21 protein-coding genes, 1 tRNA gene and 1 other RNA gene are annotated in these 22,720 nt (G+C 59.4%); 16 read left to right on the top strand and 7 right to left on the bottom strand.

Annotated features, from left to right (window positions below; translation table 11 throughout):
- Positions 1–66: 66 nt before the first annotated feature.
- Positions 67–141 (bottom strand) — tRNA-Thr (locus GKA01_RS02520).
- A gap of 52 nt (positions 142–193) precedes the next feature.
- Positions 194–607: an RNA polymerase-binding protein DksA gene (gene dksA / locus GKA01_RS02515; protein ID WP_146858898.1), complete on the bottom strand. Its 414-nt coding sequence runs from the start codon at positions 605–607 to the stop codon at positions 194–196.
- 276 nt (positions 608–883) lie between these two features.
- Between dksA and GKA01_RS02510 the strand changes: the two genes are divergently transcribed.
- The 3 genes from GKA01_RS02510 to GKA01_RS02500 are packed head-to-tail and all read left to right on the top strand — an operon-like array spanning position 884 to position 2,720.
- Complete coding sequence (locus GKA01_RS02510) at positions 884–1,984, top strand: flagellar basal body P-ring protein FlgI (protein ID WP_228119881.1); 1,101 nt, start codon at positions 884–886, stop codon at positions 1,982–1,984.
- Positions 1,984–2,286 (top strand): rod-binding protein, encoded by a 303-nt coding sequence (locus GKA01_RS02505; RefSeq protein WP_194265826.1) that lies wholly within the window; start codon positions 1,984–1,986, stop codon positions 2,284–2,286. The genes GKA01_RS02510 and GKA01_RS02505 overlap by 1 nt, the downstream gene beginning before the upstream one ends.
- Positions 2,283–2,720, top strand: a complete 438-nt coding sequence (locus GKA01_RS02500; RefSeq protein WP_146858894.1) for a flagellar protein FlgN — start codon at positions 2,283–2,285, stop codon at positions 2,718–2,720. Before GKA01_RS02505 ends, GKA01_RS02500 begins: the two co-directional genes overlap by 4 nt.
- An 11-nt stretch (positions 2,721–2,731) precedes the next feature.
- Here the strand turns inward: GKA01_RS02500 and GKA01_RS02495 are convergent, their stop codons facing one another.
- On the bottom strand, positions 2,732–4,024 hold the full coding sequence (locus GKA01_RS02495) for a hemolysin family protein (protein ID WP_146858892.1): 1,293 nt from the start codon (positions 4,022–4,024) through the stop codon (positions 2,732–2,734).
- A 145-nt stretch (positions 4,025–4,169) separates the two neighbouring features.
- Positions 4,170–5,366: an adenosyl-hopene transferase HpnH gene (gene hpnH, locus GKA01_RS02490; RefSeq protein WP_146858890.1), complete on the bottom strand. Its 1,197-nt coding sequence runs from the start codon at positions 5,364–5,366 to the stop codon at positions 4,170–4,172.
- Positions 5,367–5,690: 324 nt separating this feature from the next.
- On the opposite strand from hpnH, the gene GKA01_RS02485 reads away from it, so the two are divergent.
- From GKA01_RS02485 to hpnK, 4 genes are all read left to right on the top strand, one after another.
- Positions 5,691–6,362 (top strand): ABC transporter substrate-binding protein, encoded by a 672-nt coding sequence (locus GKA01_RS02485; protein ID WP_228119850.1) that lies wholly within the window; start codon positions 5,691–5,693, stop codon positions 6,360–6,362.
- A 58-nt stretch (positions 6,363–6,420) separates the two neighbouring features.
- Complete coding sequence (hpnI, locus tag GKA01_RS02480) at positions 6,421–7,632, top strand: bacteriohopanetetrol glucosamine biosynthesis glycosyltransferase HpnI (RefSeq protein ID WP_146858886.1); 1,212 nt, start codon at positions 6,421–6,423, stop codon at positions 7,630–7,632.
- Complete coding sequence (gene hpnJ, locus GKA01_RS02475) at positions 7,629–9,053, top strand: hopanoid biosynthesis associated radical SAM protein HpnJ (protein WP_141350770.1); 1,425 nt, start codon at positions 7,629–7,631, stop codon at positions 9,051–9,053. Before hpnI ends, hpnJ begins: the two co-directional genes overlap by 4 nt.
- Positions 9,054–9,126: 73 nt before the next feature.
- The gene (hpnK, locus tag GKA01_RS02470) at positions 9,127–9,963 is read left to right on the top strand and encodes a hopanoid biosynthesis-associated protein HpnK (RefSeq protein WP_146858884.1); all 837 of its coding nucleotides are present in this window, start codon (positions 9,127–9,129) and stop codon (positions 9,961–9,963) included.
- Between the two features lie 20 nt (positions 9,964–9,983).
- Here hpnK and GKA01_RS02465 read toward each other — a convergent pair whose 3' ends face one another.
- Positions 9,984–10,964: an adenosine kinase gene (locus GKA01_RS02465; protein ID WP_146858881.1), complete on the bottom strand. Its 981-nt coding sequence runs from the start codon at positions 10,962–10,964 to the stop codon at positions 9,984–9,986.
- Positions 10,965–11,445: 481 nt separating this feature from the next.
- On the opposite strand from GKA01_RS02465, the gene GKA01_RS02460 reads away from it, so the two are divergent.
- Both GKA01_RS02460 and GKA01_RS02455 read left to right on the top strand, forming a co-directional pair.
- The gene (locus GKA01_RS02460) at positions 11,446–11,964 is read left to right on the top strand and encodes a bactofilin family protein (protein WP_146858879.1); all 519 of its coding nucleotides are present in this window, start codon (positions 11,446–11,448) and stop codon (positions 11,962–11,964) included.
- A 118-nt stretch (positions 11,965–12,082) separates the two neighbouring features.
- The gene (locus GKA01_RS02455) at positions 12,083–12,574 is read left to right on the top strand and encodes a DUF3465 domain-containing protein (protein ID WP_167506303.1); all 492 of its coding nucleotides are present in this window, start codon (positions 12,083–12,085) and stop codon (positions 12,572–12,574) included.
- 53 nt (positions 12,575–12,627) lie between these two features.
- On the opposite strand, the gene clpA is transcribed toward GKA01_RS02455, so the two are convergent.
- Together clpA and clpS are read right to left on the bottom strand one after the other, a co-directional pair.
- Entirely contained in the window at positions 12,628–14,943 is a 2,316-nt protein-coding gene (gene clpA / locus GKA01_RS02450) for an ATP-dependent Clp protease ATP-binding subunit ClpA (protein ID WP_146858877.1), read from the bottom strand.
- A gap of 129 nt (positions 14,944–15,072) precedes the next feature.
- Entirely contained in the window at positions 15,073–15,486 is a 414-nt protein-coding gene (gene clpS, locus GKA01_RS02445; protein ID WP_228119848.1) for an ATP-dependent Clp protease adapter ClpS, read from the bottom strand.
- A 243-nt stretch (positions 15,487–15,729) separates the two neighbouring features.
- Here clpS and GKA01_RS02440 point away from each other — a divergent pair, with 243 nt between their 5' ends.
- From GKA01_RS02440 to recR, 7 genes are all read left to right on the top strand, one after another.
- The gene (locus GKA01_RS02440; RefSeq protein ID WP_146858875.1) at positions 15,730–16,788 is read left to right on the top strand and encodes a D-alanyl-D-alanine carboxypeptidase family protein; all 1,059 of its coding nucleotides are present in this window, start codon (positions 15,730–15,732) and stop codon (positions 16,786–16,788) included.
- A gap of 93 nt (positions 16,789–16,881) precedes the next feature.
- A complete protein-coding gene (map, locus tag GKA01_RS02435; RefSeq protein WP_146858873.1) occupies positions 16,882–17,682 on the top strand; it encodes a type I methionyl aminopeptidase in 801 nt (266 codons plus the stop codon).
- A complete protein-coding gene (ggt, locus tag GKA01_RS02430; RefSeq protein WP_146858871.1) occupies positions 17,679–19,493 on the top strand; it encodes a gamma-glutamyltransferase in 1,815 nt (604 codons plus the stop codon). The genes map and ggt overlap by 4 nt, the downstream gene beginning before the upstream one ends.
- Before the next feature lie 74 nt (positions 19,494–19,567).
- Positions 19,568–19,664: signal recognition particle sRNA small type (ffs, locus tag GKA01_RS02425), an RNA gene on the top strand.
- 88 nt (positions 19,665–19,752) lie between these two features.
- Positions 19,753–21,720 (top strand): DNA polymerase III subunit gamma/tau, encoded by a 1,968-nt coding sequence (locus tag GKA01_RS02420; RefSeq protein ID WP_146858869.1) that lies wholly within the window; start codon positions 19,753–19,755, stop codon positions 21,718–21,720.
- A gap of 13 nt (positions 21,721–21,733) precedes the next feature.
- Positions 21,734–22,057, top strand: a complete 324-nt coding sequence (locus GKA01_RS02415) for a YbaB/EbfC family nucleoid-associated protein (protein ID WP_146858867.1) — start codon at positions 21,734–21,736, stop codon at positions 22,055–22,057.
- A gap of 53 nt (positions 22,058–22,110) precedes the next feature.
- Positions 22,111–22,707 (top strand): recombination mediator RecR, encoded by a 597-nt coding sequence (gene recR / locus GKA01_RS02410; protein ID WP_146858865.1) that lies wholly within the window; start codon positions 22,111–22,113, stop codon positions 22,705–22,707.
- Positions 22,708–22,720: the final 13 nt, after the last annotated feature.

Below are 22,720 nucleotides of genomic sequence, written 5' to 3'. Positions count from 1 at the left end.
GCTAGCACTAAGCTAGTGGGAAGTGAGACCCTTCAAAATCTTAAGTCTCTGAAAAACAAGGAAAAATGGTGCTGCTGGACAGGATTGAACTGTCGACCTCTCCCTTACCAAGGGAGTGCTCTACCACTGAGCTACAGCAGCATACCGTTGCCTTGGCGCGCTTCGTAACGGGTCAGCAGGCCAAGTGCAACCCTTAATCGTCGCGATGGACTTTTTCCATGCGCTCATGACGCTCCTGAGCGTCGATGGACAGTGTGGCGATCGGCCGGGCTTCAAGGCGCTTCAGGCCGATGGGCTCTCCTGTTTCCTCGCAAAAACCATAGCTTCCATCGTCGATGCGTTCGAGCGCCATGTTGATTTTGGCGATCAGCTTGCGGGCGCGGTCACGTGTGCGGAGTTCGAAAGCCCGGTCCGTTTCCACACTGGCACGATCCGTGATGTCGGATTCATGAATTCCACCTTCTGAGAGACTCGCGAGCGTTCCGTCCGCTTCTTTCAGAAGGTCAAGCCGCCAGCGCAGAAGTTTCTGCCTGAAATACTCGACCTGAATCGGGTTCATGAATTCTTCGTTGTCGGAAGGCCTATAATCCGGCGGCAGCGTAATCATGCGCATCCAATCCCTGGCTGGTCTGCCAACGTCCGCTTCCAACAGCCGCAGGCGATAACGCGCGGCTTATAGCCATCTCCCACGCATCCGCCAACCCCGAACCTGCACTCTCCCCCTGCTGGAAAGCGCGGAAATCTGCGTCTCTGTTAGGGGTTTCTTTACTTCGCCCCCCCATTCTCGACGCCTGAGCCCCCCAAACCTGTTTTGCAGGTATCAGGATACCCGTCGTCGACCATGCGCTTTCCCATGCGATCTTCATTTTCCTTTCTGTCCCGGATGCGACGTTTAACCGCGTTTGTCTGTGTGGGGCTGCTGCTCTTTCCAGGGTTCGCGCTGGCTGCCAGCGTTCGGATCAAGGACATCACGGATATGGAAGGCGTCCGTTCCAATCAGTTAATCGGATATGGCTTGGTCGTGGGTCTGAATGGTACCGGAGACCGGCTGACCAATACGATTTTTACCCGGGAAACATTGATTTCAATGCTGAACCGGCTTGGTGTGAATATCCGCGATCAGGAAACCCAGCTTCAGACCCATGACGTGGCGGCAGTCATGGTTACGGCTGACCTCCCAGCGTTTGCACATGGTGGAAACCGGATTGACGTCACGGTTTCGGCGGCCGGTGATGCCTCCTCCCTGACGGGAGGAACACTGCTGGTGACGCCCCTGATGGCGGCTGATGGCGAAGTCTATGCCGTTGCACAGGGATCGCTGGCCACTAATGCATTTTCCGCGCGGGGGGCAGCAGCGTCGATTACAAGGAACGTGCCAACCAGCGGCCATATAGCCAATGGCGGTATTGTCGAACGTGAGGTGCCGTTTGACCTCAGTCACCGTGCGAACCTGCACCTCAGCCTGCGAAACCCTGATTTTACAACCGCGAGTCGTATCGCCGCTGTGATCAACCGCACGTTTGGACCTCTCGCGGTGGTGCAGGACCCCAGAACGGTTCTCCTCGACCTGAGCAGTCATGATCCTGTTTCGACCCTCTCCCGGATTGGCGATCTGCTTGTAACGCCGGATACGCCCGCCAAGGTCGTTGTTGATGAGGCCAGTGGCACGATCATCATGGGGGCAGATGTCCGGATCAGTACAGTTGCTGTGGCTCAGGGCAATCTGACGGTCCAGGTGACCGAAACTCCGGAGGTGTCCCAGCCAGGGCCATTCTCGAACGGCCAAACGGCTGTTGTGCCGCGGACAAACGTGAAGGTGGATACGGGCAAAACGCATCACCTTGCCGTCGTACCAGGTGGAACAACGCTCAGAGAGCTTGTCTCGGGTCTGAATGCGCTTGGGGTGGGGCCACGAGACATGATCAGCATCCTGCAAGCCGTCAAAGCGGACGGGGCCCTGCAGGCAGAACTGGAGATGCGTTGATGACTGTATCCTCGACGACTGCAACGTCATTTCAGGGGCTCCTTCTGCGCGGGCAGAAAGTGGACCCCGCCAAAACCCTGAAGTCTGCTCAGAGCTTCGAGTCGATGGCCATTAACCAGATGCTCCAGCCAATGTTTGCGACCGACGACAACAGCGACAGCATGTTCAGCGGGGGCGCTGGAGAAAAACAGTTTCGCCCCATGTTGGTGGAGCAGATTGCCAAGCAGATGGAAAATAACGGCGGAATAGGTCTGACGGACGCCATTGACCGTCAGATGCTGGCAATGCAGGAGCAGAAATGAGCGCCTCCATTATCCCTGCCATGCAGAGGTTGATCTCGATTCTGGAAGCGGAAAATTCCGCTTTGGAAGAGGCGCGCATTCCAGATGCACTCACCCTGCTGCCTGATAAGCAGGCGGCGGCCAGAATTTTGGAACAGGAAGTCGCAGCGGCCAATGATCGCAGACAAGGACAGTGTCCGCGCTGCTCCGAAGATGACGACGGGATCTCGGTCGGTGAATTTTTACCGGCTCTGCCGTACCGGGAGCTGCTCGAGCAGATGATGGAGCTCGGGAACAGGAATGGCGAGCTTTTGCAACGTGCGATTACCGCCCAGAAGCGCGTGATTGAACTGCTGACCGCCAAACCTGTCGCCTCGTTGCCTCAGAATTATGGGAACCAGGGCGATTATGCTCCGGTAACTGACAGGCAGGCATTCTTCAACAGTAATGCCTGATGTCCGCGGGATCAGTCTTCGGCGAGAATCTGACGGCTGACTCGGACTTTACCCACCCGTCGCCGATCCATTTCCAGCACTTCAAACAGCCATCCGCCAAAAGCAACCTTGTCGCCACGGGCGGGAACACGTCTCAGGAGGGCAAGCATTACCCCGCCAAGTGTATGATAGCCTCCGGCGCCCGGAAGCTCGGGCAGATCCAGACGGGAACGGAGTTCATCCGCCGGCATGAAGCCGTCGAACACATATTCATCCACACCCTCCTTGGTCTGAAGTTCAGACGATGAGGCCTCGGTTTTTTCTTCGCCGACAATTGCCTCGAACACATCGGACGGCGTTACGATTCCCTCGAAAGATCCATATTCGTCCAGAACGAAGGTGATCCCGAGATTGACGCCGCGCATACGTTCGATCATGTCCTGCGCGCTGAGGCTGTCCGGGATGACCGGAGGCTCACGCAGTACGGCATCCACGGAAACCGGAAGCTTCAAAAGAAGCCGATCCATGATGTCTTTTGCCAGGATTACCCCTACGGGATGATCTACATCCCCCTCGCAGACGACAATCCGGGCATACGAAGTCTGACGAAGCTTGCGCACCAGCGTTGCTTCATCTGCATGTCTGTCGATCCAGAAAAGCTCGTTGCGTGGGGTCATGATGGCGCGGACCGGGCGATCTGCGAGGCGCAGAAGACGTTCAATCATGGCCTGCTCGTCCGATTCAAGAACGCCCGCCCGCGCGCCTTCAGCCAGAACGGCTTTCAGCTCCTCTTCCGTCACGGCTGCCCGTGTCAGGGGACCGACGCGCAGGAGGCGCAGGACCAGTGACGAAGTTCCGCTGAGCAGCCATACGATCGGCTGGGCAGCACGTGCGACTCCCACCAGCAGCCACGCCAGTCGCGAAGCTATGGCTTCCGGCTGTTGAAGGGCGATCTGTTTCGGAATGAGTTCCCCGAAGACCAGCATCGCAAAGGTGATGACGGCCACGACGAGAACAATCGAGATTTCGCTGGCAACGGGCCGCAGCGAAGGAATGGCGGCAATCCAGGCTGTAACAGTGCTTTCTATCTGGCTTCCGCCAAACGTACCTTCAAGGATGGAGACCAGAGTCATGCCGATCTGGACAGTCGGCAGAAAGCTATGAGGATCTTCTGCAAGCCGGAGTGCGGTGTTCGCTCCTCTGACGCCCTGTTTGGCCAGAACTTCCAGCCTTGGCCGCTTTGCCGAAATGAGAGCCATTTCTCCCATGGCGAAGACGGCATTGAGGAAAATGAGCAGACAGATAACGAGAATAGGGGTCAGCATGGTCCGGCCAGAATAATGAACTTGCGATCATAACAGGACCACGGACTGATGCCATGTTCTTCATTCGGAAGTTTGATGAAACGGATGGGCAAAAAAAAGCCGGCTCACTGGGAGCCGGCTTTTTTACTGGAAAAACGACGTCGCCTTAGTCGGCCGCGTCAGCCGCTTCCGAGACCGTATTTGCAGCCGGACGGCCGTTGACACGTACTCGGGGGCCGCGTGCCGGCTTCGCACCGGTGGAAATCCGTTCCATCTGTTTCTGGACCTGCTCCTCATAGCCATATTCAGCCGGACGCTGATTGGCGAGGGAGATTTCCGGAACCATCGGCTTTTCAGTTTCGGGTCCGAACAGGGCGACCTTGGCGATATGCCAGGGGCGCGCCACGGCATCCATCACAGCGGTGGACTCGTAACCGGAATGCACCATGCAATCAGCGCATTTCTCGTATGCGCCAGTGCCGTACTGCTCCCAAGCGGTATCGTCCATCAGCTCGCGGAAGGTCTTGGCATAGCCTTCGCCCAGTAGATAGCACGGGCGCTGCCAGCCGAAGACCGTGCGCAGAGGCTTGCCCCAGGGGGTGCAATGATAGTTTTCATTGCCTGCCAGGAAGTTCAGGAACAGCGGCGACTGGGTGAAGCGCCACTTCTTTCCTTTCCCGAGACGGAAGATATCGCGGAAAAGCTGCTTCGTTTTCTGACGGTTCAGGAAGTGAGCCTGATCTGGTGCACGCTCATAGGCATACCCTGGCGCGGTCATGATACCATCCACGCCCATGGCCATGACTTCGTCGAAGAAGGCCGCCACGCGCTCGGGAATGGCTCCATCGAACAGGGTGCAGTTGATGGAAACACGGAAACCGCGGGATTTTGCAAGGCGGATGGCGGCAGTTGCACGCTCGAAGACGCCGTCCTGGCAGACGGAAGCGTCATGCATGAGTTGGTCACCGTCCAGATGCACGTCCCAGGAGAAGAACGGAGAGGGCTCGTAATCGTCGAGCTTCTTCTCGAGGAGAAGGCCGTTGGTGCACAGGTAGACGTATTTTTTGCGCCCGATCAAACCTTTGACGATCTGGGGCATTTCCTTGTGCAGGAGGGGTTCACCACCGGCGATTGCAATGACGGGGGCATCGGCTTCCGTGTCGGCATCCAGGCATTCCTGAAGGCTGAGACGCTGGTTCAGGATTTGTGCAGGATAGTCGATCTTGCCGCAGCCGGCGCAGGCCAGGTTGCAGCGGAACAGCGGTTCGAGCATCAGTACCAGCGGATAGCGCTTGCGGCCCGTGAGGTGCTGCTTGACAACGTACCGTCCGACTCGGACAGCCTGCATCAAAGGAACGGCCATTATAATCCTCTGGTTCTAGTTTCCGGTGCGGCGCCCGTAAGGGCACCCGGAGCCTTTTACATCTTGGATGGCCCGTGGCTGTCTTCCCTGTCCCGGTCCTAAAAAAACCGGGAAAAACGAAGGACCATCGAGCATTGGATTGACTGCCTATAGACCCATTGTCGTGTTCGCCTCAATGTCAGGCTGCATAATTCGCGTCAGCCCTGTGGCTAATCGAGCACAGATGGATCTATGGAAGCCAGAACTTGATCTTCGGAACTTGATACAGTGTGTCATGAACACGATCTCTGTGCCAAGAACCGCCTACAGGACGAAAGCGTGATCATGATTTGCCGTTTTTCCCCGAAAGTGACATTGTCCCTTCTTTCCGTGTGCCTTCTTGCGGCGCCGGTTTCCCTGAAGGCGGTTTTCCCGGAAGCCATTGCACAGACAGCTTCTAACGCTGCGACATCTGCCGAAACGACGTCTGCTGCGGCCCCCGTGGCTGCTCTGTATGAAGCGCTGAAATCGGCCCAGAAGGCGGGCAAGACGGCCCAGCAGCGCGCCACGATGATTGCACCCGCCGTGGACCACGCCTTCGATCTTGAGACGATTCTTCGTCGGTCGGTCGGCGTGCGCTATAATAGCCTCAGCCCGGCTGATCGCACTCGGCTTCTTGGCTCTTTCCGCCAGTTCACGATCGCCCGCTACGCGTCGTCTTTCAAGCCGGAATCGCAGGTGGTCTTCACGGTGTTACCGCAGACCCGCCCCAATCCAACAGGAGGGCAGATTGTGGATACCACCATTGGCGGTACTGATGGTGGAGATGTCACGCCGATCGATTATATCATGACCAATGGTGCTTCGGGATGGCGCATTACAGACATCCTGCTGAATGCGCATATCAGTCAGGTTGCTGCCCAGCGTGCTGATTTCGGTGGTGCTCTGAGTCAGGGTGGTGCCAGCGGACTGGCCGATCATCTGGACAGCAAGACAGCACACTTCCTTCATGACTGAGTGTGTCCCTGCGACAGAAGCCTTTCCTAAAAGTGTTGGGGAAGGTTAGAAAGCCGTCGTGTCCATACCTCTCTCGATTGCGGCCGGTTTCTGCGCCTGTGTCTCCGCCGCTGGTAACCTGCAGGCGCTGGCAGGTGCTGCCCTTCTCGCCCGTTTTCGCCGTACGGAGCGGAATGCCGAGGACGGCCTGAAACTGTCTGACAGATCATGGCCTCCGGTTACCGTGCTGAAGCCTCTGCACGGTAACGAGCCGTTGTTGGAGGAGGCGCTGGATAGCGTCTTCACGCAGGACTACCCCGACTTCCAGATTGTCTTCGGCGTTCAGGATGCGGATGATACCGCTCTGCCGGTCATCGAGCGGCTGCGGACCCGTTATCCGCATGTTCCGGTCAGCGTAGTCATTGACCCGAGGGAACATGGTCCCAATCGCAAGGTCGGCAACCTGTTGAACATGTACGGGAAAGCCCGACACGATGTTCTCGTTATTTCCGACTCGGATATTCATGTCAGCCCCGGATATCTGAAGCATGTCGTGACAAGCCTTGAAGAGCCCGGAACAGGACTGGTCACCACCCTTTACGCGGGTCGACCTGCGGAAGGGAGTCTCGTGCAGCAGATCGGGGCCTGCCAGATCAATCACAACTTCCTTCCAGGCGTTATGATGTCCCGTTTTCTGGGGCGTCAGGACTGTCTGGGAGCCACTATGGCCCTGCGTCGACAGGTTCTCGAAGAGATTGGGGGGCTTGAGGCGCTTGTCCATCACGTGGCCGACGACGCCGAACTGGGGCAGCTTGTCCGGGCGAGGGGTGAGACGATCGCCATTGCTCCCAGCCTGACGCATACGACCGTTGGCGAACATACGCTCAGTGATCTCCTCGCGCATGAGTTGCGCTGGGGCAGGACGGTCAAGAACGTCGCGCCCGTCGGTTACGGGCTGTCCGCGATCCAGCTTCCGCTGTTCTGGGCTGTTACGGCTGTTCTTTTCCGTCCCAATGCCTGGTGGACATGGTTTCTGCTGGCTCTCACATGGCTTGTGCGGGCTTTTGGCAGTAGCATTGTCGACCGTGCGACGTCCTGCCCGCTGCCTGCTGCGATCCTTCTTCTGCCTGTTCGTGATTGGTTGTCCGCAGCCATCATGGTCGGCAGTGCGCGCGGATCACGCGTTGCATGGCGGGGCAGAACGGTCCATATCGCCCGAAGAAAACGAAATTCCGCGTCCGGCGCCACCTCGCTCCAGGCCGACGCCACCCACAGGAGTGTTCGATCATGATGAGAACCCTTTTTCTCCAGCCTCCTTCCTTCGACGGCTTCGATGGTGGCGCTGGCTCCCGCTATCAGGCGAAGCGCGAGATCAAGTCCTTCTGGTTTCCGACATGGCTGGCCCAGCCGGCCGCTCTTGTTCCCGGATCGCGCCTGATTGATGCGCCGCCGGCCAAGATGGGCATGGACCCCATCCTTGAGGATGTGAAGAATCGCGACCTCGTCGTGATCCACACGTCCACGCCGTCCTTCGCTTCCGATGTTCGCGTGGCGCAGATGATCAAGGATGCCAATCCGAAGATCATGATTGGCATGGTCGGTGCGAAGGTGGCTGTTCAGCCGACCGAGAGCATGGAGAAGGGTAGCCCGATCGACTTCGTGGCCCGCAACGAGTTCGACTTCACCATCAAGGAAATCGCCGAAGGCAAGCCGCTTGCGGAAGTGGACGGCATCACCTGGCGGAACGAGAAGGGCGAGATCGTCGCGAACAAGGATCGCGCGATGATCGAGGATATGGATAGCCTGCCGTTCGTAACCGAGGTCTACAAGCGTGACCTCAACATCAACGATTACTTCATCGGTTATCTGAAGCACCCCTACATCTCGATCTATACGGGCCGTGGCTGTAAGTCGCGCTGCACGTTCTGCCTGTGGCCGCAGACGGTTGGCGGCCATCGCTACCGGACCCGCAGCCCCGAGCACGTGGCCGCTGAAGTGCGTCTGGCCAAGCAGTACTTCCCCGAAGTGCAGGAATTCATGTTCGATGATGATACCTTCACGGACGACCTGCCGCGCGCCGAAGCCATTGCCCGCGAAATGGGCAAGCTCGGCGTTACATGGTCCTGCAATGCCAAGGCCAATGTTCCTTACGAGACCCTGAAGGTTCTCAAGGAAAACGGTCTGCGCCTGCTGCTGGTCGGTTACGAAAGCGGCAACCAGCAGATCCTTCACAACATCAAGAAGGGTATGCTGGTCGAGACGGCCAAGGAGTTTACGCGCAACTGTCACAAGCTGGGCATCAAGATCCATGGAACCTTCATCGTCGGCCTGCCGGGCGAGACGAAGGAGACCATCCAGGAGACGATCCAGTTCGCCAAGGAAATCAACCCGCATACCCTGCAGGTTTCGCTGGCTGCGCCTTATCCGGGCACCTTCCTGCACAAGCAGGCGACGGAAAATGGCTGGCTGAACGAAGCGGAAGCCGAACTGATCGACGAGAGCGGCGTGCAGATCGCACCGCTGCATTACCCGCACCTGTCGCATACGGAAATCTTCGAGAGCGTCGAGGAATTCTATCGCAAGTTCTACTTCCGCGGTTCCAAGATCGCCTCCATCGTCAACGAGATGATCCGCAGCCCGCAGATGATGAAGCGTCGTCTGCGCGAAGGTGTGGAGTTCTTCCAGTTCCTCAAGGACCGTCACGCCGCCTGAACGGTGCGCGCCTGACGAATTGCTACCTAGGGGCCATGGCGCATGTCATGGCCCCTTTTTCATGAGACCTGCCATGACATCCAGCTCCCTGCGCCGCGCCATCGTGTCCGCCGACGATTTCGGTATGAGTTTTGAAGTCAACGAGGCCATTGAACAGGCCCATCGAAACGGGATCCTGTCCACGGCCAGTCTGATGGTTGCCGGAGATGCGGCCGAGGATGCCATCCGACGTGCGAAGACGATGCCGGATCTGAGAGTCGGATTGCATGTGGTGGCGATCGAGGGCAAGTCCGTCCTCGATCTGCCTGCCATTACGGACGAGCAGGGCTGGTTTGGGCGCAACCAATTGCGCCTTGGCGTGGAGTATTTCTTCAGCCCGCAGGCTCGGAGTGCCCTGCGGCGCGAAATCGAAGCCCAGTTCCGTAATTTTGTCGCAAGCGGGTTAGCGCTCGATCACGCCAACGCCCATAAACACATGCATTTGCATCCGACGGTGGGACGATTCCTGATCGAGTCCGGCCTGGAGCATGGATTACGGGCTGTCCGCTCGCCCTTCGAGCCGCCGGAGCCTGTCGAGGCCAACGATACGTTGGGAGACCGCGCCCTACGCCACTGGATCGGCGTGCTGCGGCATCAGATTCGCAAAGCGGGGCTGAAAACCAATGACTGGTGTTTCGGGCTGCGCTGGTCCGGCCATATGACGCCGGACCATATCCGCAGTCTTGTTCCGCGCCTGCCCACGGGCACGAGCGAAATCTACTTTCACCCCGCCACGGCTCAGGACGCCATGATGAAGCGTTTCATGCCGGGCTATGAGCAGGAGGGCGAACTGGCCGCCCTTCTGGACCCGGCTGTGCGGGAGGCATTCGACCGGTATGGGGTCGCCCGCATCGGCTGGGCCGATCTGTAAGACCGGTCCAGCGACACGTCTCAGGCCGTCAGCGTGAACGCCTCAGTCGGGCGGGCGCCGTAACGGGTGATGATCTCACCGGCAGCCTGATTGCCCAGCTTCGCGCAGGTGACGAGGTCGTGCTTCTTGCTCAGACCGGCCAGGAAGCCCGCTGCGAACGCATCGCCCGCGCCCGTAGTGTCCACGACTTTTACTTCTGTGGTCGGCACGTCATGGCGCTCACCCTCGCTGATCACGACCGCGCCTTTTTCACCACGCGTTATGACCGCCAGCTTCGTTTCATCGGAAACCTGAGCCACGGCCTCTTCAAAATCCGTGACTTCGTAAAGGGCCAGAAGTTCGGCTTCGTTGGCGAACAGGATGTCCACATGGCCTGCCACCAGTTCATGGAAGGCAGCGCGGTGGCGCTCCACACAGAACGTGTCGGACAGAGTCAGAGCAACCTGACGGTTGGCCTTGCGGGCCAGGCGTGCTGCGTGCTCGAACGCTTCCTGGGCCTGTGGCTTGTCGTAGAGATAGCCTTCCAGATAGGTGATGGCTGCATCGGCCACGATGGATTCATGTACGTCCTCGGGCGTGAATTCCGTGCAGGCGCCGAGATAGGTGAACATGGTGCGCTGGCCCTCAGGCGTGACCAGAACGATGCAACGTGCGGTCGGTGTGCCATCGGCTACCGGGAGGGGGGTGGACGGGAAGGTGATGCCTTGTTCGCGGATATCGCGGCTGAAGTGGTCGCCCGCTTCGTCTGCCGCCACTTTGCCCAGATAGGCGACCGTTGCGCCCATGCGTGCCGCCACAACGGCCGTGTTCGCGCCGGACCCGCCGCCGGTCACGTTTTCGATGTCAACGCGGCTCTCGATGGCATGCGCCGTCGCTGCGTCGATCAGGGTCATGCTGCCGGCTGCGGCGCCGAGACCTTCGATCAGATCCTTGTTTACAGGCGCGAGAACATCGACAATCGCATTGCCGATGCACAGAAGGTCATGTTTTGGTACGGACATTGGAACTCCGGACAGAAGGCTGGAAGCAAGGAAAAAACATCTAACGGACAGTCAGCGCCATTAAATCAACACGATCATAGGTCCCCTGTAGGTCCACGCCAACTCCGCGATGGTCAGAGGCCATTTCCATAGGTGATCTTTCGTCACATTTATGGAAATGCGCGTCTTGTCCCGTCCGGCGATCAGCGTGTAGCGTTGTCGACAGGCCCGCCCGACAGTTCCCTCTTAATGACGGGGCTTTAGGGAGATGCCCGAGACAGAAGGTGTTCTTTTTCAGATCCGCAGCGGGGTTTCCTTGTTCAGAAGACGCAAACCGGAGGATGACTCCAAACCTGCAGAGAACAGCAAGCTCGCAGGCCAGCCCATTTTCCCTAACCGGCCCGAGGCGCCCAGTCAGCCGGCCTCCACGTCGGAATCTGGATCCGCCGCCAGTTCACAGCCGTTCAGTCAGCAGCCCAACCAGCAGAAGGACCCCGCTCCCATGGGTCGTACCCCTTTCCCGGCGCCGCCGTCTTCCAATTCTCCGACGGGCACGATGCCGGCAGGGGCACCGCGCCCCGGCGCGGCTGCCGTACCGGGCGCACCGCGCCAGACCGGCCCGGAGCGTCGCACGCTCGTTGTAGGACGTGGCATCAGCGTTCAAGGCTCGGTCCAGGACGCTGAGCGCCTTGTTGTTGAGGGGACGGTCGAATCCAGCCTGATTCATGCTAGCGAACTTCAGGTTGCCCATGGCGGTGTTTTCCGTGGTGGCGTCGAAGTTGAAGACGCGGAACTGGCAGGCACGATCGACGGTACCCTGACCGTGAACGGCAGCCTGACCATCCGCGCCACCGGCCGTCTGATCGGCAAGGTCAAATGTCGTCGCCTGCAGGTTGAGGATGGTGGTCAGATCACGGGTCAGCTTGAAATGATCACGGATGGCGTGGCTGTTCGCCCGGTCGCCAGCGACGCTGTCAAGGCTGAACCTGCCGCAGGCGAAGGCGCCAGCGAAGCGCCCTGATCTTTTTCAGGACTCAAAAGGCCCGCTCTCATCTGGAGCGGGCCTTTTTTTGTACCCGATGCGTGGGGCTGGTCCACATGAGAACCCGCCAGTTTCGCCCGTATAGGAGAAAATGTTCATGACGTTCCGTCTGCTACCCGTTATTGCCGCCGCGGCGCTGTGCATGCCTCTGTCGGTATCCGCGCAGGGTCTGTTCGGTCGTGACCGCTCAGCTCAGAGCCACGATATGCCTGTAGCGTGTGACAACGGCCGCTTCCTCGCGGATCAGCAGGGGCTTGAACAGACTGGCCCCACCGGCATCGATCTGCCCGAACATTTGTGCGGGCAGGTGATTGCCGTATCTCCACGCGCGAAGAGGACACGTAGTGGCTGGCATGGATATTTTTATATGTCGGTCGGGCAGGGCGTTTCCATCCGGATCGTCTCTGATCTGGACCAGATGAGTGCGCCGCAATGGCCGTGGGTCAGCAAAGGCGATCAGGTCGAGGTGCAGGGACGGTATTATTACGATAGTCTTCGCCGCCAGGGTGTGGACTGGACCCACCACGGGACCGGGCGCAAATGGCAATGGCCCGGCTATGTCGTCGTGAACGGTAATCGCTACCAGTAAAAAAAGGCCCGGAAGACACTTGTCTTCCGGGCCTTTTCGGATGTGCCACGGCGTCAGCTTGTGGCTTCATCCTTTTTCGAAGCGCCATCTTCGCCTTTCGGCTCGTTCCGTCCTTCGATGATGTCGAAGTCGAGTGCGCCGTTCTTCAGTCCGATCCGGACCGCGCCGCCCTGCGCCAGCCGCCCGAAGAGTAACTCTTCGGCCAGTGGCTTCTTGATATGCTCCTGAATGACGCGTCCCAGAGGACGCGCACCATACAGGCGGTCATAGCCACGTTCTGCCAGCCATTCCTTGGCGGCCGAGGAGATCTCGATCGTGACATGGCGGTCGGCCAGCTGGGCTTCAAGCTGCAGCACGAACTTCTCGACCACACGGCCCACCGTTTCCGGCGTCAGGTTGGCGAACGGAATGATTGCATCCAGACGGTTGCGGAATTCCGGCGTGAACAGGCGCTTGATCGCCTCTTCGTCTTCACCGCTGCGCACGGTCCGGCCAAACCCAATCGTCTCCTTGGACAGGTCCGCCGCGCCCGCATTCGTGGTCATGATCAGGATCACGTTGCGGAAATCAACGACCTTGCCGTTGTGATCCGTCAGGCGACCATGATCCATGACCTGAAGCAGGACATTGAAAAGGTCCGGATGGGCTTTTTCAATTTCGTCCAGAAGCAGGACTGCATGAGGATGCTGGTCGATCGCATCCGTCAGCAGACCGCCCTGATCGAAACCGACATAACCCGGAGGTGCACCGATCAGACGGGAGATCGAATGACGCTCCATGTATTCGGACATGTCGAAGCGGATCAGCTCAATCCCAAGTGAGTTGGAAAGCTGCTTCGCCACTTCTGTCTTGCCGACGCCCGTTGGGCCAGAGAACAGATAGTTGCCAATCGGCTTTTCCGCATCCCGCAGACCCGCACGGGACAGCTTGATCGCTGCCGCCAGTGCGTCAATCGCTTTGTCCTGCCCAAAGACCATGTTGCGGAGATCCCGCTCCAGATGGCGCAGGGTCTCACGATCATCGGCCGAGACGCTTTTGGGCGGGATGCGGGCGATTTTGGCGATGGCCTCTTCCACGTCCTTCAGCGTCACGGTCTTGCGGCGCTTGTTTTCGGGTACGAGCATCCGCGCCGCGCCGACTTCGTCGATCACGTCGATCGCCTTGTCTGGCAGTTTGCGGTCATGGACATACTTGGCCGCCAGTTCGACGGCGCCGCGCAGGGCTTCGTCGGTGTAGCGAACCTTGTGATGCTTCTCGTAGCTGCCCTTCAGGCCGCGCAGGATCTTGATCGCATCCTCGATCGAAGGCTCCGGCACGTCGATTTTTTGGAACCGGCGTACGAGCGCCCGATCCTTCTCGAAGTGCTGACGGAACTCCTTGTAGGTCGTGGAACCGATGCAGCGCAGGGTCCCTGCGGCCAGGGCAGGCTTGAGCAGGTTGGAGGCGTCCATTGCCCCACCCGATGTCGCTCCCGCGCCGATGACCGTATGGATTTCGTCGATGAACAGGATGGCACCAGGAGTTTGGTCCATCTCTGTCACGACAGCCTTCAGCCGCTCCTCGAAATCGCCACGGTAACGTGTGCCCGCCAGAAGCGAGCCCATGTCGAGCGAATAGATCGTGCTGTTCAGCAGAACTTCAGGCACTTCGCCTTCCACGATCCGCTTGGCCAGACCTTCGGCAATAGCTGTCTTGCCGACGCCCGGATCACCCACATAAAGCGGGTTGTTCTTGGTGCGGCGGCACAGGATCTGGATCGTTCGTTCGATTTCCTGATCGCGGCCGATGAGCGGATCAATCCGCCCTTCACGCGCCCGCTCGTTCAGATCGACGCAATAGGTCGCCAGTGCACCTTCCTTGGCACTGTCCTTGCGCTCCTCGCGCTCGGACGTGTCCTTGGAAGCCGCGGCCGGACGCCGTCCCGCGCCACGGTCCGGAGCCTTGGCGATGCCGTGAGAAATGAAGTTGACAGCGTCGAGTCGTGTCATGTCCTGCAATTGCAGGAAATAGACCGCATGGCTCTCGCGCTCGGCAAAGAGCGCTACGAGAACATTTGCCCCCGTGACTTCGTCGCGTCCCGTGCTCTGGACGTGAATTGCTGCACGCTGGATAACACGCTGGAAGGCCGCAGTTGGCTTGGGTTCCGTCGGACGTTCCGCCGCAAGTCCTGCCAGATCCTTATCCAGAAAATCCTTCAGGTCAGAGCGTAGCTTGTCCAGATCGATGCCGCACGCCCGGAAAACCGTCAGGGCGTCGTCATCTTCCGTCAGCGCGAGCAGAAGGTGTTCGAGGGTTGCATATTCATGACGCCGGTCACCTGCGAATGTCAGGGCGCGGTGGAGCGTCTGTTCGAGCGTACGGGACAGCATGGGATGGCGCTCCTCTCGACCTCTCGTAGGAAAGGTATCTTGTCGCGGAGTAACGTGTAACGCCAGTCAGAAACGCAGCAGGAAACAACAAATTATCCTGCGTGATGGCTTTTCTGCCTGTCAGACGGATCAGTCTTTCTCGATCGTGCACTGAAGCGGGTGCTGGTTCTGGCGGGCCAGATCCATCACCTGCGTGACTTTGCTCTCAGCAACTTCATAGGTGAACACCCCACAGACTCCGACACCCCGTTGATGTACCTGGAGCATGACCGCTGTTGCCTCATCCCGGTTCTTTGCAAAGAACCGTTCGAGGACATGCACGACAAACTCCATGGGCGTGTAGTCGTCATTGAGCATCAGAACCTTGTACATCGCAGGTTTGCGTGTCCGTGTCCGGGGGCGCACCACAACACTGATTTCAAGGTCATGATCCTCGTCTCCGGGACCAATGGGTGGAATGGAGTCGGGCGAATCCGGCCCCAGACGCGGAGATGCGACATCGGAGTGACTGTTCAGCCGGGAAAAGGGATCATAAGAAGACATGACCGGTATGATATGGTGCGACTTCCAGTCTTGAGAAGGGTCGGAACCCGTAGAAATAAGGTTTTTATGCGCCTTTTGCCATGATGATGCCTCGTTTCGCTGTTGCTTACGAAAAATTAAGCAAAGTCCGCCAAAGCTGGTGGACGGGAAGTTTTTATTGAGCCTAGAGTACTTCAATATCAGGGGGCTCAGACGCCACGCTTCCTTTCCGCGACGACGTTCCGTTCAGAGGCTGTCAGACACATGCGTTTCCCGTTTCAGAAAGCTTTTCTGTTCTGCGCCATGACAGCCATGGGGACAGTCATGGGACTGGGGTCGGCCCGGGCACAGTATGCGGGGCATGTCTCGAGTTATGTGATGGATGCCCGAACCGGCGCGGTCCTCTCCCAAGCAGATGCTGATTTGCAGCGCTATCCGGCCTCCCTCACCAAACTTATGACGCTCTATCTGACGTTCCGTGCCCTCGAAGCGCATCAGATTACGCTGGATGAGCAGGTCCCGGTGTCCATTCATGCCTCCATTCAGGCGCCGTCGAAGCTTGGATTGGTCCCGGGAACGCGGCTTACGGTCGAGCAGGGAATTCTGGGGCTTGTTACGAAATCCGCGAATGATGCTGCATGTGCATTGGGCGAGTTTCTGGGCGGCGGTGACGAAGTCCGCTTCGCACAGCTCATGACTCAGCAGGCCCGTGCGCTTGGAATGGCAAATACAACCTTTCGCAACGCATCGGGTCTGCCCGATCCGGATCAGGTCACGACCGCTCATGATCTTGCCCTGCTTTCACAGCATCTGATTGCTGATTTCCCTCAGTATTATCACTATTTCAATGTTCCATCCTTCGCTTTTCACCGGCGCATCGTGCCAAACCACGATCCGATGCTGAAGATCTACGCGGGTGCGGACGGTCTCAAGACCGGATATACGGATCTCGCCGGACATAACCTCATTACGTCCGCTCAGCGCGGGAATGTCCGGTTGATCGGTGTGGTCATGGGGTCTTCCAGCAACGCGCGTCGTTCCATGGAAATGGTGGCGCTGCTCGATAAAGGGTTCGCGGATGAAGGTGTTGCACCTCAGCCGCTTCTTCATCCGGCAGGACCTTCGGGTGTGCTCATGGCGTCTGCCCGTCGCCGCGGTCATTTCCGTCACGGGATCATGCTCGCCGCTTCCCGGCCGATGGAAGTTGCAGACGCGCCGTCATCACCGCGACGTTATGGTAGAATTACCCGTCATGGAGCCGCCGTCCGCATGGTTAGCGCCCGGCATGTCGTCGCTCACAGAAAGCGCTCCCGTCACAGCTAGAACTGATAAATCTGACCTGCTGCCTTGCGATCCGGCCCGGACAGACGCATTTTGTCCGGGCTTTAATGAAGATTGAAGGATCGGGCAGCAGGTATGGACAACGCACGGGGTATCGTTCTTTACGATCAGGACGATTTCAGACATCTGCATCGCGTCGGCCGTTTGACGGCAGAGACGCTGGATATGATCACGCCCCATGTGCAGCCAGGTGTCACCACGGAAGAGCTTAATCGTCTCATTCATGATTTCACGATCTCTCACGGTGCAACGCCCGCACCGCTGAATTATCGCGGTTATCCCAAATCTTGCTGCATCTCGATCAATCATGTCGTCTGCCACGGCATTCCCGGGAGCAAAAAACTCGCCAACGGAGACATCGTCAATATCGACGTAACGTCCATTCTGGATGGCTGGTACGGCGATAGTTCGCGCATGTATATTGTGGGCAAGGCCCCCAAAAAGGCCGAGAAGCTGGTCGATGTTACCTATGAGTCCCTGATGCGAGGCATCGCTCAGGTCCGGCCCGGCAACACGCTAGGCGATATCGGTCATGCCATTCAGGAATACGCGGAAGCCAACCGCTTCTCCATTGTGCGGGACTTTTGTGGTCACGGGATTGGTCGCGATTTTCATGCAGAACCGAATGTCCTGCATTACGGACGCCCGGGAGAGGGTGTGAAGCTCGTGGAAGGCATGGTTTTCACGATCGAGCCCATGCTTAATATCGGTCGCCCCGACGTGAAAATTCTTGATGACGGCTGGACGGCCGTTACCCGCGACCGCACTCTGTCCGCCCAGTTCGAGCACCAGATCGGTGTAACGGCAGATGGGTGCGAGATTTTTACCCTGTCCCCCAAAGGTTATACCAAACCCCCTTATGGAGAGAGCGCATGAGAGCGTTCCCGCTTCTTTTCGCCGCCCTCGTCCTCGGTTCCACGACGCTGGATAGCACGCCTCTGGCGAGGGCGGCGACGGAAACTCTCAGTTCCGCACATGATCCGCTGGCGTTCGGTCCGGACCATGTCAGCGCTGGCATTCTGGCATCAGGTCGGCATGGCATGGTGGTTTCCGCCCAGCATCTGGCCTCCGATGCGGGAGCAAAGATCCTCGCGCAGGGTGGTAATGCCGTCGATGCTGCAGTGGCCGTCGGATATGCGCTGGCGGTGGTCTATCCCGCAGCCGGCAATATTGGGGGTGGCGGGTTCATGACCCTGCGGCTTGCAACTGGTCAGACGGTCTTCATCGACTTCCGGGAGCACGCGCCCGGTGCCGCGACCGCCGCCATGTATCAGGATGCTTCCGGCAAGGTCATTCCAGGACTGTCAACTGAGGGCTGGAAGGCAGTTGCCATTCCAGGCACGGTTGCAGGTCTGGACTCCATTCTTCAGAAATGGGGGAAACTGTCGCGCGCAAAGGTCATGGCGCCCGCCATTGCGCTTGCCCGCGACGGTTTTGTGCTGAACGAGGGCGACGCAGACCTCCTGCACACGTCGACCCGTTATTTCCAGAGCGACTCCTATGCCCGAAGCTTCTATCTGCGTCCTGACGGCACTCCGCTTCAGGCTGGAGACCGCCTGATCCAGAAAAATCTTGCGGCGTCTCTTGCGCTGATCGCAAAAGACGGCCCGAAAGCCTTTTATGAAGGTCCGATCGCGCAGGAAATCGTGCGGGCTAGCACGGAAGGAGGCGGAATTCTCCAGCTTTCCGATTTCAGGGCGTATCATGTTCGTCATCTCGAACCGATCCGCTGTACCTATCGCGGCTACACGATCGACACTGCCCCGCCGCCGAGCGGTGGGGGTGTTGCGCTGTGTGAAATCCTGAACATTCTGTCCGGCTACGATATGCATGCGCTCGGCCTGCATACCGCGCCCGCGGTTCAGCGGGAGGTCGAGGCAATGCGGCATGCCTATTCCGACCGACGCGATCTCGGCGATCCGGATTTCGTCCATAATCCCGTCGAACACCTGATCGATCCGGCCTATGCCTCTCAGATTCGGCAGGGGATTCCGACGGATCGCGCCCTCTCGTCCAGCACGCTGCGGGCAGGGGAGCCCCTTCCAGTACCCGTTGAACAGGCCGCTCCGGATACGCAGGAAAAACATGAGACGACGCAGTTCTCCGTTCTCGATCACAACGGCATGGCGGTGTCCGCGACCTACACGCTCAATGGCTGGTTCGGTGCAGGTGTGATGGGTGGGCATACCGGCATCTGGATGAATGACGAGATGGATGATTTCTCGTCCAAGCCGGGCGCCCCTAACATGTTCGGGATTGTCGGTTCGGAAGCCAATGCCATCGCACCGGGCAAAACGCCCCTCTCCTCGATGTCGCCGTCCATTGTTTCGCGTGACGGCAAGACGGTGATGGTGATCGGAAGCCCCGGCGGTTCACGGATTCCAACGATTACCCTGTCCGTTATTCTGGGTGTTCTCGATTACGGTCTGGATATCCGCCAGGCCGTGGATCTGCCGCGGATCCACGAGCAGTGGGAGCCGTCCGCGGTCGAGATCGAGCCGGGTGCCCTGACCGACCAGACCATGCAGACCCTTCGTGCCGAAGGCTATGCGCTGTCGCCCCATCGTCCCTGGGGTGTGGCCGAAGGTATTCTTGCCGATCATCCGAGCCTGTCCGCCGCGAAGACTGGTCTGATCTACGGTGCGGCCGACCCGCGCCACATGGGCGGTGCGGCTGTCGGAGAGTAAGGCGTGAGCATGAGGGCGCAGCCTGATGATTGGGGGTTGTCAGACACCCCCATCTCCGTGTTAGGAGAGCGCCGGGAGGTCGGCTTTGGACGGATACCTTGCCAACCCGGTCAGGTCCGGAAGGAAGCAGCCGCAGTGAGTTTTATCCGGGTTGAATGTCCGGCCTCCTACCTCACACAGTTACTGGATGCGCCTTTTGTGCAGCGTCCCGACCGCTCCCATGCGGTCCCGTCCTCCGTGTCGAGGGTCCGACATTTCCATGACTGATGAAAACGATGATCTCCCCCTGCCGCCCGAAAGTGGCGGCGGCTTTTTCGGAGACGCGCCAGCAGAGGAAATCGCCACGACTCCGGTTGCCGAAGCGACGCCCTATCGCGTTCTCGCCCGCAAATATCGTCCGCAGACTTTCGATGATCTGATCGGGCAGGACTCGCTGGTCCGGATTCTGCGCCGGGCTTTCGAGCTTGAGCGTGTGGCGCATGCCTTCATGCTGACCGGCGTGCGTGGCGTCGGCAAAACGACGACGGCCCGCATCATTGCGCGTGCCCTGAACTGCATTGGTCCGGACGGCACGGGTGGTCCAACCGCGGATCCGTGCGGCGTCTGCGCCAACTGCACGGCCATCCTGGCGGACCGTCATCCAGACGTCCTGGAAATGGATGCTGCCTCCCGCACCGGTGTGGATGACGTGCGCGAAATCATCGAGGCAACGCGTTTTCGTCCGATGCAGGCGCGGATGAAAGTCTTCATCATCGATGAAGTCCACATGCTGTCGCGCAACGCCTTCAATGCGCTGCTCAAAACCCTCGAAGAGCCGCCACCGCAGGTCACGTTCATTTTCGCGACGACAGAACTGCGCAAGGTGCCGGTCACGGTCCTGTCGCGTTGTCAGCGATTCGATCTGCGTCGTGTCCCGCAGTCCCTTCTGGCGGGGCATTTCCACAATATCGCGCTGAAGGAAGGGGCGACCCTTTCGGAAGACGCGCTGGCCCTGATCGCCCGTGCGGCTGACGGCTCGGTGCGTGACGGGCTGTCGCTGCTCGATCAGGCGATCGCGCAGGGGGCCAGCGATGCCAATGCCGTGGCCGACATGCTCGGTCTGGCGGATCGGGGGCTGGTTTTCGATCTGCTGGATGCTCTCATGGCGGGGAGGGTCGCCGATGCGCTGGACCTCACCGATCAGGCCTATGCGAGGGGTGCCGATCTGGGTGTCCTTCTGGTGGACCTGCTGGATCTGCTGCATCTGATTTCGCGCCTCAAGGCTATTCCTTCGCTCAGGGAGAGCCGGGACCTGCCGGAAGCCGAACGTACGCGGGGCATGGCGCTGGCGGATCGGCTATCCAATACGGTTCTGGGGCGGGCCTGGCAGATCCTGCTCAAAGGTGTGCAGGAGGTCGAGACAGCGCCTGATCGCCGTCAGGCGGCGGAGATGCTGCTGATCCGTCTGTGTCACGCCAGCCTGCTGCCGACGCCGGACAGGCTGATTCGTGAGCTGACGGAAGGCGGGCAGGATCTCTCTCTGCCGGTATCCCGGTCAACCGGATCCCCGTCCGCGGGAGAAGGCTTTTCTCCCACGACACGCTCCTCCGCCGACGGCCTGTCTTCGGCGGGTCTGGCAGGCGCCAGTGTTAGTGAGACATCCGGTGGTCCGTCACCGCGCGCGCATGTCCGGCTGGTTGCCAACGGCGGCGAAATCATCGAGCCGGGCATTGGTTACGCCGAGCCGTTACCCGAACCTGAACCGCAGCCCGAACCCGCACCGCGCACATGGCGCGAGATGGTGGCGATGGTGGCGCGTGAACGCGAGCCGGTGCTGCATGGTCTGTTGCGCAATGCCGTTCATCTTGTGCGGTTCTCGCCGCCAGATGTGCAGATCCGGGCCGAAGAACCGCAGGCGCGGATTGAACGTCAGCTCCAGAAACTTCTGGATCGTGTCTATCCCGGCCAGTGGCGCGTCAGTGCCTCGACCGCTGCGGGCGAGCCGACGCTTGACGAACAGGGCGCCGAGGTCGTGGCGATCAATCAGGCCTCTGTGGAGCAGCATCCGCTGGTACAGGCCATTCTGAGAACCTTTCCGGGCGCGAAAATCGGCGAAGTGCAGGATCACTCCCTTGATGAATATGGTTTGCCGCCGGAAATCACGGTGCCGCTGACCGATGATGAACCGCCCGATCTGGAATTCGCGCCACTGGATGCCGATTTCCTTGATGAAGATGATCTGAACTGAACAGGACGATACAATGAAGAACCTTGCCGGATTGATGAAGCAGGCCAGCCAGATGCAGGCCAAGATGGAAGCGGCCCAGAGCAGTCTGGCGTCGCTGGTCGTCGAAGGGGCGGCGGGTGCTGGTCTTGTGACGGTCAGGCTGACGGGGAAGGGCGAAATGCGCGATCTGAAAATCGACCCCCAGCTTGCCGATCCGAGCGATATCGAAACGCTTCAGGACCTGATCGTCGCCGCCTATACGGATGCGAAGACGAAGGCCGAAGCCGCAAGCGCCGAAGCCATGCGGGACGTCACGGGTGGTCTCGATCTGCCGGCCGGTCTGAAGCTGCCGTTCTGATCCGGTCTTTCTGACGCAGCGTCTTTGACCCGATTGACGGAGATATCCCGCCCATGATGGGTCACGGCGACATCGATCAGTTGATTACCATGCTCGCCCGTCTTCCAGGGCTGGGACCGCGCTCCGCCCGTCGGGCCGCGCTCGCACTTCTGCGCCAGCCCGAAAGCCGGATGCTGCCGCTCGCCCATCTCATGGAGCGTGCGGCGACGAGTGTGAAAACCTGTAGCCTGTGTGGTAATCTGGATACCGTAGATCCGTGTCATATCTGTACCGATTCAGGACGGGACCGGGGCTTGGTCTGCGTGGTCGAGACCGTGGGGGATCTCTGGGCGCTGGAGCGCGCAGGTGTTCATCGGGGTGTCTATCAGGTTCTGGGCGGAACGCTGTCCGCGCTGGCGGGTCTTGGCCCGGATGATCTGAACGTTCGTCCCCTGTTCGAACGGATCGAAGAAGGCGGGGTGAGGGAAGTTATTCTTGCCCTGAGCGCCACGGTTGAAGGTGCGACCACGGCGCACTGGCTTCAGGAGCGCCTGTTGTCGACCGGGGTGACCGTCACGCGTGTCGGCCATGGTGTGCCGATGGGAGGCGCGCTGGACGTGCTGGATGACGGTACGCTCGCCGCCGCGCTGACAGCCCGTCGGTCTCTTTGAGAAGGGACTCTTC

Origin of the sequence: Gluconobacter kanchanaburiensis NBRC 103587 (genome assembly GCF_007988905.1) — a bacterium.
GTDB lineage: Bacteria > Pseudomonadota > Alphaproteobacteria > Acetobacterales > Acetobacteraceae > Gluconobacter > Gluconobacter kanchanaburiensis.
This window is presented reverse-complemented; position numbering and strand designations above follow the sequence as displayed.

Coding starts and splice junctions, on each gene's coding strand:
- dksA (WP_146858898.1), bottom strand. CDS start 607: ATGATTACGCTGCCGCCGGATTATAGGCCTTCCGACAACGAAGAATTC.
- GKA01_RS02455 (WP_167506303.1), top strand. CDS start 12,083: ATGACGTTCCGTCTGCTACCCGTTATTGCCGCCGCGGCGCTGTGCATG.
- GKA01_RS02510 (WP_228119881.1), top strand. CDS start 884: ATGCGACGTTTAACCGCGTTTGTCTGTGTGGGGCTGCTGCTCTTTCCA.
- GKA01_RS02415 (WP_146858867.1), top strand. CDS start 21,734: ATGAAGAACCTTGCCGGATTGATGAAGCAGGCCAGCCAGATGCAGGCC.
- recR (WP_146858865.1), top strand. CDS start 22,111: ATGATGGGTCACGGCGACATCGATCAGTTGATTACCATGCTCGCCCGT.
- GKA01_RS02495 (WP_146858892.1), bottom strand. CDS start 4,024: ATGCTGACCCCTATTCTCGTTATCTGTCTGCTCATTTTCCTCAATGCC.
- hpnJ (WP_141350770.1), top strand. CDS start 7,629: ATGATGAGAACCCTTTTTCTCCAGCCTCCTTCCTTCGACGGCTTCGAT.
- GKA01_RS02505 (WP_194265826.1), top strand. CDS start 1,984: ATGACTGTATCCTCGACGACTGCAACGTCATTTCAGGGGCTCCTTCTG.
- GKA01_RS02460 (WP_146858879.1), top strand. CDS start 11,446: ATGGGTCGTACCCCTTTCCCGGCGCCGCCGTCTTCCAATTCTCCGACG.
- clpA (WP_146858877.1), bottom strand. CDS start 14,943: ATGCTGTCCCGTACGCTCGAACAGACGCTCCACCGCGCCCTGACATTC.
- hpnH (WP_146858890.1), bottom strand. CDS start 5,366: ATGGCCGTTCCTTTGATGCAGGCTGTCCGAGTCGGACGGTACGTTGTC.
- hpnK (WP_146858884.1), top strand. CDS start 9,127: ATGACATCCAGCTCCCTGCGCCGCGCCATCGTGTCCGCCGACGATTTC.
- ggt (WP_146858871.1), top strand. CDS start 17,679: ATGAGAGCGTTCCCGCTTCTTTTCGCCGCCCTCGTCCTCGGTTCCACG.
- GKA01_RS02420 (WP_146858869.1), top strand. CDS start 19,753: ATGACTGATGAAAACGATGATCTCCCCCTGCCGCCCGAAAGTGGCGGC.
- clpS (WP_228119848.1), bottom strand. CDS start 15,486: ATGTCTTCTTATGATCCCTTTTCCCGGCTGAACAGTCACTCCGATGTC.
- GKA01_RS02440 (WP_146858875.1), top strand. CDS start 15,730: ATGCGTTTCCCGTTTCAGAAAGCTTTTCTGTTCTGCGCCATGACAGCC.
- GKA01_RS02465 (WP_146858881.1), bottom strand. CDS start 10,964: ATGTCCGTACCAAAACATGACCTTCTGTGCATCGGCAATGCGATTGTC.
- GKA01_RS02500 (WP_146858894.1), top strand. CDS start 2,283: ATGAGCGCCTCCATTATCCCTGCCATGCAGAGGTTGATCTCGATTCTG.
- GKA01_RS02485 (WP_228119850.1), top strand. CDS start 5,691: ATGATTTGCCGTTTTTCCCCGAAAGTGACATTGTCCCTTCTTTCCGTG.
- map (WP_146858873.1), top strand. CDS start 16,882: ATGGACAACGCACGGGGTATCGTTCTTTACGATCAGGACGATTTCAGA.